This is a genomic window from Guyparkeria sp. SB14A (genome assembly GCF_005096345.1).
In the GTDB taxonomy this organism is placed as follows: Bacteria; Pseudomonadota; Gammaproteobacteria; order Halothiobacillales; family Halothiobacillaceae; genus Guyparkeria; species Guyparkeria hydrothermalis.
In genome coordinates, this window is the sequence record NZ_SWAW01000001.1 from 97183 (window position 1) to 109614 (window position 12432).

Sequence of the window (12432 nt, forward strand, 5' to 3'; positions counted from 1 at the left end):
GCCATCAGGCCGCCCCGATCGATCAGGCGTTAGCTCGGGCGTCTCCCGAGTACGCGATCACCGAGGTGAGCCGGTTACGAATCGGCTTCGGCGTGTGGATGGCGCTGTACTCCTCGCCGTAGGCCACTTTCTGGCCGGTCGGTTGCCCGGAGGCGTTGACCGCCTCGAACGGTTGGCCGGTGGTGAACGGCTTGGCGACGGAGTAGGAGGTGGTGCCACGCGCGCCCATGATGATCCGCTCGTCGCCCAGATCGATGCCCGGGGCGTTGGTGCCGAAGGACGGCAGGGACTTGACCATCTCCAGGTCGCCGTCGTTGTTCGTGTCCGTGCCATCCCGCTTTCGCTCGGCGGCGAACTGATCGGCGTTGGTTACGGTGTCGTTGAGGACCGGGCTCATCAGGAGGAAGTCCGGCGTAACCATGCGGTCCTCGCCACGCATGACAGCCTTGCGGGCACCGATGGTGCGCAGCAGGCCGTTCAGGTGAACGCCAACAGCCGTGGTCCCGTTGTCCAGGTCGAACTTGGCGATGTTGGTTGCGCGGCTGTAGGAAAGGCTCGCAGACGTTGCGCTCGGCGTGACCTGCGCACCACTCTCGTCGACCAGCTGGATATAGCCGAGGTTGTAATTGATCACCCGGTAGTAGGTGCCGGCCGACTGGTTGCCCGTGCCGTCGTAACGGCTGACGCCGGAGCCGTCGATGGAGAGCGTGATCGGGTTTTCCTCGTTGCCGACCGCGTTGCCCTGCATGTCGTACTGCTGATGCGGGCGGACGATCGGGAACTCGGCCGTCTTGATGATGCTGTTGCTGCCATCGAGGCGGGCACTCACGTCCTCGTTGGATACGTCCTGGGCCAGATAGCTATCCGAGGCGCGCTGCATCTCGTTGGCGATCACGCGGTGGACCAGCTCACGCATCACGCGGGCGTTGGACTCGACGTTGCGGCCGTAGGCGTCCCAGTTGATGCGGCTGGCGCGGGCGAAGTGCATCACCTCGTTGGAGATCTTCATCGCCAGCTTGCGCGGCAGGATGTAGGCCAGGTCCATCTTCTGCGCGATCGAAGCCGCGGCGATACCTTGACCCTCGAAAACCACGCCATCGTTGTTGACGGAGGACGTGTCCCGCTCCTCGTAGGGGATCTGGGTCGTTGCCTGCTGACTCGGGTCGGTCAGGGTCTGTACCAGCTGCAGGATGTTGAGATCCGAGAGCGCCTCGCGGATAACGGTTCGAGTGAACGATGCGGGGAAGTTGGTATCCCCGATATTGGTCTCGCCGCCAGCCAGCGTGCGCTCTTCCAGCACCAGGGCGCGGTGGTTGATGCGGTCGAACTCGGCCAGCAGGCGCTGGACGAAGGGGGAATCCTCATTCGGCAGTCGCAGGCGGCCGTTGGCTCCGGAAACTGAACCGCGCAGGCCGTTGTCGATCGACTCCTGCAGGCGCTTGACGCCGTTGATCTCGTCGGTGTTCACCGAGGGGCTGCCGGCAACGTGGTAACCCATGCCGGCCAGCTGGCTGGAGGTGGACATGCGGTTGCCCAGGGCGATCTGCCGGTCGGCCAGCTTCTTGACCTGCGCCTCGGACATTTCCGGGGTGATCAGGTCCTCGGCCTCACGCAGGACCTTCTTGGTGTCCTCGTCGATGCCCTCGGCGTTGTCGATCGCCTCGTTGAACGTCTTGACCCGGGCGGCCTTGGTCTCGGTCAGCTGCTTGGATTCCTTCTCCGCCTGCGCCTGACGGTCGGCGAGGATGCGCTCGACGTCGTCCTCGGTCAGCTGCTTGCCGCCTTCACCGGACTCGCCCAGCTGGATGTTGAGGGTGGCCGGCTTGTCGCCGATCTCCTCGGCGAGCTGCTTGCCGAGATCCTCGAACCGGGCGGCGGCATCGGCGAGTGCCTTGTCGTCCTCGCCCAGCTGCTTCATGTTCGCCTCGGCAGACGCGAGGATCTGCTCGATCACGCCCTCGGAGAGCTTCTTGGCCACGAGCTTGGCGCGCAGTTTCTTCAGATGTTCTTTCATGACTGTCTCAGCCTCTTCAGTCAGGATGCGGGCCGCTCGGCCGCACAGGATGGTCGGGGTGTCGGGGTCGGTTTCGGCCAGCTGGATCGGGTCCAGCCGCTTGATGGCCGGGCGAACCACGAGGCCAGCGCCTCGCAGCAGCGGCCCGTGGGTTTCGCCGGTCTCGTTGTCGACGAAGTTCTCCACGTAATCCGCGGAGAGGTACCGGAATCCGCGCCGCTTGATGGCCTCGATGCCGTAGTCGGTCAGCTCGATCTCGCCTCTGAGCTTGTTCCCGTCCAGGAACAGGCGGCGGAAGTAGCCGGCGGCGCCTTCGTTGGGCTCATGGGCGATGTCCAGCGCGATCTCCTGCCCGTAGGTGCCGGCATCGAAGTTCTTGATGAACGTCTCGAGCAGCTCGCGGGATACCTCGAAGGTGCCGTAGCGGGGATCGGTGAAAATTCCGGCGCGGATGATGGTCGCGGTGATCCGCTTGCCCTCGGCGAGTTGCCGCGCGTCCACGCGGTCCGAGATAAAGCGGGGAGTGTCCGACCCGGTACCGCGTCCACGGTGGCCGGGGGCGGAAAGCTGGATGCGGCGGTTTCCGAGCATGTCAGTCTCCAGAAACGCAAAAAGCCCGCGCACCCCGGTATGGGGTGGCGGGCTTCTCGCCGTGTGGCGTTATGCCTGAATTTGGTTATCGGTACTCAGTTTAGTGCATTGTGCTGGCGAGTCAACGGGTTATCTCCCGTTGTCGCTGTAGGTGAGCGGCACGCGCACCCACGTCTTGCATCGGCACTTCGCTTCGGCCCCGCGCGGCAACACGCGGAGCACCCGGCTCTTGACCACGATCCCGTCGAACAGCACCTGGTTGCACTGCGGGCAGCGGACTTCCGGACGGATGGAGGGGATGGCTTGGCGTTCAGTCGTCGATTGCATAGCGCTTTTTCAGGACCTTCCAGGGTGTGTTGATTTCGTTCTCGTTGAGCGTGCCAGCTCGCAGCAGTTGCGCCTTTCCCTTGCCCAGCACGGATTCCTGCACGTCGGACGGCTGATCCTTCAGCCAGGCGATCCGGTCGGTGGCGTCGGCATTTCCGACTTCATCGGAAAAGACCGCCTCCTCGAATGACATCGTGTTGGGGTGCGCCGGCCACGGGCTTTTGCCCTTGGGGTAGACGCCCGGGCCCAGCCCGTAGCGGTCGACGCTGGCATGCATGTCGCACACGTCGGGTTTCGGGTGGTTCGGGGAGAGCAGGAATCGGGTGCCGATCACGTCCGGGTGCTCGAAGGCCGCGGCCTTGTAGGCCTCCCCGTGGGCGCGGTTGATCTCGGTGCGGAACAGCCGGCGGGCGTTGTCGTAGGGGTTGCCGTCCCCTTTCATCAGGGCCTCGCCGGCGCGCTTCTGCACGCGGCTGCCCTGGGCCATGTCCATCTTGCTGGCGATGTCTGCCGGTACCGCCTGACCACGGCCGAGGAAGTCCTGCGCGGCGCGGCTGGCCGAATCGCCCTGGATGACGGCCTGTTCGATCGCATCGGTCACTGCCCGGTCGGCGTGCCGGTCCAGACGCCAGATCCGGTCGGACAGTTGCAGCCCGTCCTCGGCGACGAAGTTGCGCACGAAGTTGACCGCATCCCCGGCCACCTGGCCAAGCGGGGTGGCGATCGCTGCACCGGCCGCCGCCCAGACGCCGGCACCGACGTTGGCCGCCTCGCCGAGCGAGTTGGTCAGCAGCTCGTCACGCCCGGCCTTGAGATCCCCGAGACGGGCGCGCACCTGCCGGAGCAACGCCTGCAACGAGGAAAGCCGCACGGTGTCACCGCCGGCCACCGCATCGATGTCCGCCCGGATCTGGTCGGCGGCACGCCGATAGGTCGATTCGAGCGCGGCGAGCGCCTCGGCATCCATCGAGCGCATGCGCGTCTGCGCCTGTTTGGTGGCGCGCTTGATCGCGGCTTTGGTGGCGGTGCGGTCGTTCTGGGCCAGCTTCACCGTGCTCATCGCGTCCGTCTCTCCTCGAAAATCTCGATCACCATCTGCTTGACGTGCGGCCGGTCGTGCAGCGGGATGTCCCTGAGCCGGTCCCGGCGCTCCTCTCTGTCGTCCAGCCGCGCGATCCACTCGGCATCACGTCGGCGGCGGGCGTCGATCGCGTTCGGCATGCCTTGGAACCACGCATCAGTCACGCATCCGCCCACTTGCCGCCGAGTTTCTTATCCAGACGCTGCATTTCTCGCTCGCGCTGTAGGCGCTCTCTACGCATCAAAAACGGCAGCACGAACTGAGAAACCATCAGCACAGGGGCAAGAGCTGCCACAACAAGCACGCCCAGGGCCGTCGCTTTCGCCGGTCCACCTTTACGCCACAGGAGCAGGTAAGCCTGGAAGTGGATGAGCTGGATGACTGCGGCCAGCGACCACCAGAGGAACACCTGCCAGACGACATCGGCCGATGGGTAAGGGATTGAGACGGTGAAGGTTGCCCACTCGATCATTTCAAACCTCAGTTGCTCACGCTGGTGCCGGATTCCCCCTTGCGGCGGTTGCCGGGGGTGATGGAGACGCGCGGCTGGGTCGGTGCGCCGGCGCTGCCGATCTCGTGCTCTGACGGGTAGGGCGAGTCCGCGCTGGCCTCGTCCTCGAGGCGCTCGAGTTCTTCCTCGGGGTTGAGGCCGGCGGTCTCCCAGGTGGTGCGGCGGGAGGCGCCCAGCGCCTGGAGCTTGAGGCCGCGGTCGGCGCGCTGGTTGAGGGTCTCGGTCAGGCGCTCGGCGAAGATCACGCGGAAGTCGTAGGAGTCCGGGTTGATGCCGCGCAGGAGCAGGTCGAGGCGGAACCCCTGTTCGTACACCCAGGCGACGGTGTCCTGCAGGGCGTCGAGTTCGTCGAAGAAGTCCTGTTTCAGGTCGTCGAGGATGTCTCGGTTCAGGTCGGAGACGTAGCCGAAAAGCCCTTTCGGTGCCGGGGCGCCGGAAAAGAAGGTGTCCAGCAGGTGGGCCACGTCGGCGATCTGGTCGAGGTTGGCATCGCCCTGGACGGCTTGAACGCTGCCCTTGCGGTTGGAGTAGAAGTTGGTGGTGATCTGGGTCTGGTCGGCCTCGATCTGTTGCCGGTACTCCTCCAGTTCGTCAGGGGTGGCGCCCTCGAGGAAGTGGGCGGTGCGCATGGGCGCACGCTCGCGGCGGCGGATGACGAGATCCTGCTCGGTCATGTGCAGCTGCCGCCATACCTCGCGGGAGGCGTCGAGGTAGGGGCGGCCCATGCTGCCCATGTCGTCGATGTTGCCCGGGGAGAGGCGGCCGAGCGTCATCTGCCAGAGAGCAAAGCCGGCGATGGCCTTGCCCTTGAGGTAGTCCCACTGCTCATAGGCGACGCGCGGGTCGGCGAACTGGCCGTTCTCGCCCACGTTCGGCCGGATGGTCTCGGTCGGCATGCGCACGCCGCGGATCACCCGGCCGGCCTGGTCGACCACCCACTGCATCGGCAGGTTGCCTTCCATCATGCAGCCGCGGGCATCGCTCTCGAGCTTGGCGCGGTTGTTCAGGCCCAGGCGCTCGACGTAGTCGGCGAACAATCGGTGGATGCGCTTTTTCCCGGAGGCCCCTTCGAGCCGCAGACCGCCCTTGGTCATCGCCCGGGCAGTGCGAACGTGGATCTTCTTCACCCGCCCGTCACGGGCGTGCATCTGGCGGATGTCGTAGATGGCCATGCGCAGCTCGGGGTCTGCGTACATGGTCTGATAGAGCGCCTCGAGCCGGCGCTCCTCGGTGGTGCGCACTCCGGCTTCGCTGGTGTTTGGGGTTGGCTCTTCCGCCGGTGTCTGCGACTTCCGGTTCCCGAAGATTCGGCCGATGAGTTTCATGCTTCGCTCCCGATGAGTTGGTCGCGGGTCTTTCGCTGGACCTGCACGACGGTTGGGACTTGGCCGGCGCCGCGCGTGAGCAGGCCCCAGCAGGAGGCCATGGCGGCATCGAACAGGTCGTCCCCGACCTGCTTGCGGACCATCTTGTAGCTGGAGTAGCTCTTGCCGGTTTCTTCGGCGCGGATGTTGATGAGTTGTTTCTGCAGATCCTTGAGGCCGGCGGCGTCCGGATCGTCGTCATCGATGTGGTCGACGTAGGGCAGGGCGCAGCGCCGGTTGTAGAACGCCGCCTGCAGGCCGGTGGCCATGCTGTGCTTGACCATCCCCTCGAAGCGCAAGGGGGCGAAGGCCCAGTCTCCCCACGCCGAGGCGGTGGAGTCGCCGTCGGCGATGGTGCGCCGGTCGGTCTGGGTCAGGCCTTCGGTGAACAGCTCGTCGTTGAGCTGGGTGAGCATGCCCACGGCGTAGGCGTCGCCGATGGCGTGGTCGGGCTGGTAGTAGCGCCAATAGCTCTTCAGGTCGTTCTTCACCACGCCGTCGTCGGTACCGGCCGGCCAGGTGCGCGCCCAGATCGGCACGAAGAACCCGCCCATGTCCTCGCCGACGACGAGGGCGTGCCGGGAGGCGTTCGCGGATTCGCCATGACCGGATGCGTCGTAGCCGAAGGAGATCAGGCCGCGCTTGCGGTAGGTCTCGCCGGGGACCGGCGGTTGCGGTTCGAGACGGGCGCGCACGCCCAGCTGGATGGCCCAGCGCAGCCACTTTTCCCAGATGAGGTTGCGGGATGCTGTGTTTACGCACAGTAGTTGCCGGGCGAACTCGTCCGGGGAGAGTTGGCCGCGCATGTCCTCGATGAACTGCTTGTTCAGCAGACCTAGCTCCATGGCGTTGACCGCATTGCCGATCGGCACCGGATAGCTGTAGCCCTCGGCGTCCACCTGGTTGGGCTCGAGGTAACCGCGGGCGATCAGGTGCGCCACCTCGTCGCGGGCTCGCTGGCCGTGGAATGCGCCGATCACGTGGTACGCACCGGAGTCGATCAGGTCGGTGAGGGTGTCGCCCCCTTTGTAGACGCCGGTGATGCGGATCTGCGGTTCATTCAATGAGTCCTTGGCCGCGCCCAGGCGGCGGGTGGAACCCATCATCAGCAGGAAGCGGGAATGGAGCCGGTCGGCGGGCATGTCGTCGACCTCCTCGAGGGAGGCGGCGGTGAGGTCCCCGCCGTCGACCTGCGCCATGATCCCGTAGCAGCGGGCCATCGAGCGGTTTGCGAATTGGTAGTAGGTGTCGGCGATCTGCCGCCGGCCGCCCTTGGTGCGCACGTAGGCCGAGAGGATCTCGGAGTTGCGGATCAGCTCGAGGTGATAGGAAAGGTTCACCTGGCTCTGTGCCTCGCGCGGGGCGACGATCCCGAGTTCCTGGTCGGCGTGGCTGGCGTTCTGTTTTAGCTGGTAGAGCTCTTTTATCGCCGTCTTGCCGGTTCGGCGCGAGGAAAAGTCGAGGGTGTTGGAGTGCTGGTCCATTTCCTCGCACTTGAGGATCTGGATCGGGTCGAGCTCCACGTCCACCACGTGCTTGAACCACGTCGCGTGGTCGCCGGCGTAACGCTGGATCTCCGCCTCGGCGACGTTCTGCAGCTCGATGCGCTGTCCATGAGAGACGCGCTCAGCCATCGTCGTTGTTCCCTTCGATCACGCGCGGCTCGTGGCTCTTGTGGCTGCGGCCGATCAGATCCTTGAGGCCTTCCACGGACTTGGCGGTGCGTTCCTGGTACTCGAGGACCGAGTCCCGGGCGGCATGCTGGTCTGCCAGGTGACCGCGCAGCGTGGCTTCCTCGCCCTGCTGCTTGGCCGTCATGCCCATGTCCTCGAGCGTCATGTTGTTCTTCTGGATGAAGTCGATCAGTGGCCGAAGGAGCGGGTGGGCCTTGATCTCGTTGAGCTGCCGGACTTCGCCGGTGGTGCTGTCGACGAACTCGACCAGCTGGATGCGACCAGTTTCGTTGTCCTTGGTCCAGACCGGGGTGATCTGGCGCGGGCCACCGTCCTGGGCGATCGACAGCACCATGTCGTTAATCAGCCCCTGCAGCGCTGCCTGGTTGCCGCTCTGCAGCTGCTTGAGCAGTGAGACGTCGCCGGTGTCTGCGGCAATCTGGTGCTGCATCACCAGCTCGGCGCGCTTCATGCACGCCTTGTATTCGGTGCCACAGCCGTTGTTGAGGTACTCGCAACCGTCGCAGGCCGGGTACTTGCCGGGTCGGGCGGGGAAATAGCTGGCTGTGCGGGCGAAAAGGCCGTGCTTCATGGCGTTGAAGCGGGAAACCTGCGACTGGCGGCCGGATTCGAGGTTTTCCAGGGAGCGAGCGCGGCCGTCGTCGGTCTTCGGGCCGGTGGCGTGGGCGTGGGCCTTCAGTAGATTGCGCTCCCACGCCGCCTGGGCGGCTTCCTCGCCGCATTCAGGACAGGGGGAAAAGTAATCCCACGGATGCCATGGCGTGGCCGGCTGCTCGACCACCCGGGCTGGCGCGCCTTCCCACTGATGACCGCACTTACGGCACCGGAAACGGATCTGTTCGAGCTGGTCGGGATTGTCAGACACGTGGCGAATCCAACCGGTTGATATATCGGCCGATTGTAACCGAAAACGGGCATCAATGCCCGAAACCGCGCACGCGCCGCGCGCCGAACGTCAAACCCGTGCAGATAGCCAGGTACCCACCTCCCCACCTGGGGGTAGCGGGCCACTATGCCGACCCCCCACCCATACCCAGGCACCCGGGATTCCAGAGATTGAACTGCGGGTAAGTGAGATCAGGCACCCACACCAACCGCACCAGCAAGCCACCACCCACCGGCTGAACTGCGGGTAATGACAAAAGGCGCAGTTTGATACCCCCGTTTCAGAGGCCAGTTTCCAGAGCACCCACACCCATACGCGGACATCGGAGTAGAGCGGGGTTGGGGGATAAGAGCGCCCACCCCTATAGGGGTTCTGTCCCCCTAAGAGAGAGGGGAAGGCGTGCCTCGGGTCATGGTGGATACCGTGGCGGGGTCGTGCTCAGAAAGGCCGGGATCTGATCCCCACCAGGTGGACCTGCTCAGATAGGGCGGGAATTGAGCAGGTCAGAGCTGACGGGCGAGATCGGTGACGGGGGTCTGAATCCGGGAGAACGGGCTGGACTTGGCCACCGACTTGGAGAGGGTGCGCATGGCCAGCTGGGTGTAGATCGTGGTGGTGCGCACGTCGGCGTGGCCCATCAGCGTCTGGATCTTGCGCAGATCCTCGCCGCCCTCGGCCAGCTCCGTGCCGTACAGGTGGCGCAGGGCGTGCGGGTGGAGCTGGGCGCGAGGCACGCCGGCTTCGTCGCCATACCGGCACAGCATGTCGTTGACGGCGGAACGGTGCAGGCGGCGGGCCTCGCCATGGTACTCGTGGGCTTTCACCATCCGGTTGGCCGTCGAAACGAACAGCACCCGGTCACCATTCGGCAGCGTTCGGTCGATCGCCTCGAGGTCCGGATGCCCGAGATAGGCGCGGATCATCAGCTTGGTCTCGTGAGGGGCCGGGATCAGACGCTCCTTGCGGCCCTTCTCCCGAACGCGGATCACCAGCCACTCTCGGCCATCGTCGTCCAGGACGAACTGCAGGTCGCTCTCGTTCATGGAGACCAGGCCAGACACCCGAACGCCACAGCCAACCAGTACCGAGATCATCGCCGCGTCTCGCACGCCCAGGAACGTGTCGAGGTCCGGCGCCATCATCAGGGACTCGGCGTGCTTGAGCTCCATGGCACGCGGTAGCGGAGAGCCGGACTTGGGGTAAGGGAGATCCCGCGCCGGGTTGTCCTGGCGGACACCGCTACGCCGAAGCCATCGGTAAAAACCACGGAGAGCCGCCACGATCGGGCGACGGGCTCGAGGGCTGATCCCGTTTCGGTGCGACTCCAGCCCAGCGAACTCCTCGACACTGACATCGGACGCACCAGGGAGAGACGAATCACGGGCAGCCAGATACCCAGCGAACCGGACCAGCGTCAGGCGGTACTTTTCGAGCGTGCGAACCGACCGGCCCTGGTTGTGTTCGAGCCAGTCCAGCCAGCCCTGGATCAGTTCGTCGTCAGTCATCGCATTCCCGGAGGGGAGGGGGAGAAAAACCCGTGGCACCGTGGCACGGCCCTTTCAGTATAGCAAAACATCGTAAAAACAACGATTTGCGCACACCTCCGGTGCCACAGAATAGCCCGTGGCACAGCCTCCAATCTGTGGCACCCCTCCAGACGCCCGTGGCGAATCCGTGGCACCGATCTTCCTGCCTGGCAGGGCCTCTATTCCTTCCTTCCTTCCTTTTTTTCAAAGAGATAGAGAGATAGAGATAGGGGGATGAACGAAAAGCGCGAAGTGGCAAAAACGGCCCAAACCGTGGCAAATTGCAGGCATTCCGTGGCAAAACGACGGGGCACTGCGGCGCGTGTTTGCTCTGAAAACAACAGGTTGACCGAGAAAGGGGCCGTAAACCACGGGTTTTCAGTTCTCCCCCTCTATGGGAAATGACCGTGCGCGCACAGATACGCGTCATTAGGGGCGCGCATAGGGGAGGTGGGGCTCGATCGACCAGGTCGCTCAGGCTGGACTGGAGAGGCCGGATCGGCGCCGTAGAGCGCCGGGATTTTGGAAGAATTTTGGAACTTTTTTGGAACCGGCCTTCTCGACCGCCCACGAAAAAGCCCGGCAAACCGCAGTCTGCCGGGCTTTTGTGTTGGTAGGCGCGATTGGATTCGAACCAACGACCCCCACCATGTCAAGGTGGTGCTCTAACCAACTGAGCTACGCGCCTGTCGTCGAACGGATGCGCATTCTACCGGGTCGTCGTGGGGTGTCAACTGCAATTTTTGATCAGCGCGAGCGACGATGCGAAGACGCCGCTCAGACTCACTTCTCTGTCTTGTTCGAGAGAATAATCCAGATGCGCCGAGGCCGTGCAGGACATATTTCTCTGACCAAGACTTGTTGGCCCTGATGTCCTGCATTCGATGACAGAGCGGCAGCGTTTAGGCCTTGATCTCTCGGCACTGCTCGGCTCTGAAGACCTCACCCTCGCGGAAGAGTTTGCACTCGATGGTCTTGGTAGCGCCATCCGCGGGCAAGCCCTCGCTAGCAAGCCCTAATTTGGTGAGGCTATCCATTTGCGCGGAAGTGGAGGGTGCATAATCGAACCGTAGCGTTGCCTCACCGATTCGTTGCACGCCAAGTTCGGTCTCTCGCTCGAAGATCCTCTCCATCCGATCGAATTTCCACTGGCCAATTCTTGTGCGAACACTCGACCCGCCCAGTCCGGTCGAGAGCGTCGTTGCCTCTCCCAGCGGAGCATCCGGATTGACGACTTCGAAGACATGAAGCGTCGTCGGGCCCTCCAGCAAGATATCGGCCATCGGTGATGGTTTGTATCCCCCGACACCGTGAGCGGTGATATTCACTTGGTATACGCCCGTGGTTTTCGTGTCGCCGGCGAGTACCGTTTTGGCGTCCTGGTACATCCGGTTGTATGGGGAAATTCCATCGAGATACTCGCGCACGGCCGGGATCTCCCGGAGCTGTGATTTGATCTTCCTTTGAGTGAAAGTCACCTGAACGCCCTCGTGGCGCGTTGCCCGAGCGGGCTGAATATCCAGCAGTTCCTCGCTTGTGGCGCTCGCGAGCTTGAGACGTGGATAGACCCGCTTGGGGAACTTACCTTCGGTGAACTCGATCCGTCCCCGGGACTTTTCGGTCGCGAAGTAGAGCCGTGCCACCTTGGGATATCCCGAAAACCCGCGGCTTCCGGTCCACTCACCGAGGATGACGTCGTTGTTGCTTGTCAGAACACGTCGGTCCTCGCTGCGAAGAAGCCCCTCATCGACGAGTGCGTCAAGAAACGCTTCTCGATCATCGTCTCGATGGTCCTGAAGATTTGCGAAGGCCACAAAGGTTGGGTCCGGCTCGACCCCATCGAGCTCCCGGAAGGAGTCGTGCGACGGCAAATACGCGATGCCACGGCTCGTCGTGAAGGGCAGGTAGATGTTGCCTGGGTGGTCTGCATTCAGTGTTTCGAGCAGTTCGCGGGCATCAGCATCCTGGAGTCGTGCCGGGTCGATCGCTGGCAGATAGAGCATCTCTCCGGTAGACAGGAACGAGTTTTTCTCCACGGGGTAGACGTCCACGGTTCGTTCGGCGAGCGCATCACCGACCAGCGTTCGCATGGTCTCGAGCCGTTCGTTTTCATCTTGCCCCTCGAGGTGGAAACCGAGCACCGGCCCGAGATCCGGTGCGCGTAGCCGGGTGAATGGCGGGGCTTCCATGGGTACTGACCCGTTAACCACCTGCGGGTTGGTTTCCACCCATTCAGCGATGGCCGTTGTGGCCAGTTCTTCGTCATTGGTGCAGCCGACCAGCCCTACCAACGTAGCTGTCGCCATCAAGGCGAGACCGGCGCGGCGTGAGTAGTGATAAGCAACTTGAGTGCAAGGGGTTCGGCGGGAAATAGCAAGCATCAGGCTAATCCTCCTTGATCTACCAGTGGATGAAATCGAAATCATCGAGCCGATAAG

General features: G+C 63.8%; 10 protein-coding genes and 1 tRNA gene. All 11 read right to left on the reverse strand.

Annotated features, from left to right (window positions below; translation table 11 throughout):
* Positions 1–22: 22 nt before the first annotated feature.
* Positions 23–2605, reverse strand: a complete 2583-nt coding sequence (locus tag FAZ79_RS00525; protein WP_136865968.1) for a hypothetical protein — start codon at positions 2603–2605, stop codon at positions 23–25.
* Between the two features lie 129 nt (positions 2606–2734).
* Positions 2735–2932, reverse strand: a complete 198-nt coding sequence (locus FAZ79_RS00530) for a hypothetical protein (protein ID WP_136865969.1) — start codon at positions 2930–2932, stop codon at positions 2735–2737.
* Positions 2916–3992 (reverse strand): hypothetical protein, encoded by a 1077-nt coding sequence (locus tag FAZ79_RS00535; RefSeq protein ID WP_136865970.1) that lies wholly within the window; start codon positions 3990–3992, stop codon positions 2916–2918. Before FAZ79_RS00535 ends, FAZ79_RS00530 begins: the two co-directional genes overlap by 17 nt.
* Positions 3989–4153 (reverse strand): hypothetical protein, encoded by a 165-nt coding sequence (locus FAZ79_RS11410; RefSeq protein WP_169303499.1) that lies wholly within the window; start codon positions 4151–4153, stop codon positions 3989–3991. Before FAZ79_RS11410 ends, FAZ79_RS00535 begins: the two co-directional genes overlap by 4 nt.
* A 20-nt stretch (positions 4154–4173) precedes the next feature.
* Positions 4174–4485 (reverse strand): hypothetical protein, encoded by a 312-nt coding sequence (locus tag FAZ79_RS00540; protein ID WP_136865971.1) that lies wholly within the window; start codon positions 4483–4485, stop codon positions 4174–4176.
* A gap of 8 nt (positions 4486–4493) precedes the next feature.
* Positions 4494–5765, reverse strand: coding sequence for a hypothetical protein (locus tag FAZ79_RS00545; RefSeq protein ID WP_136865972.1), 1272 nt, complete (start codon positions 5763–5765; stop codon positions 4494–4496).
* A gap of 80 nt (positions 5766–5845) precedes the next feature.
* Positions 5846–7522 (reverse strand): hypothetical protein, encoded by a 1677-nt coding sequence (locus FAZ79_RS00550; RefSeq protein WP_136865973.1) that lies wholly within the window; start codon positions 7520–7522, stop codon positions 5846–5848.
* Positions 7515–8447, reverse strand: coding sequence for a hypothetical protein (locus tag FAZ79_RS00555; protein ID WP_136865974.1), 933 nt, complete (start codon positions 8445–8447; stop codon positions 7515–7517). Before FAZ79_RS00555 ends, FAZ79_RS00550 begins: the two co-directional genes overlap by 8 nt.
* A gap of 524 nt (positions 8448–8971) precedes the next feature.
* A complete protein-coding gene (locus tag FAZ79_RS00560; RefSeq protein ID WP_136865975.1) occupies positions 8972–9973 on the reverse strand; it encodes a tyrosine-type recombinase/integrase in 1002 nt (333 codons plus the stop codon).
* A gap of 632 nt (positions 9974–10605) precedes the next feature.
* Positions 10606–10682 (reverse strand) — tRNA-Val (locus tag FAZ79_RS00565).
* Between the two features lie 214 nt (positions 10683–10896).
* On the reverse strand, positions 10897–12375 hold the full coding sequence (locus tag FAZ79_RS00570) for a hypothetical protein (RefSeq protein WP_136865976.1): 1479 nt from the start codon (positions 12373–12375) through the stop codon (positions 10897–10899).
* Positions 12376–12432 lie beyond the last annotated feature (57 nt).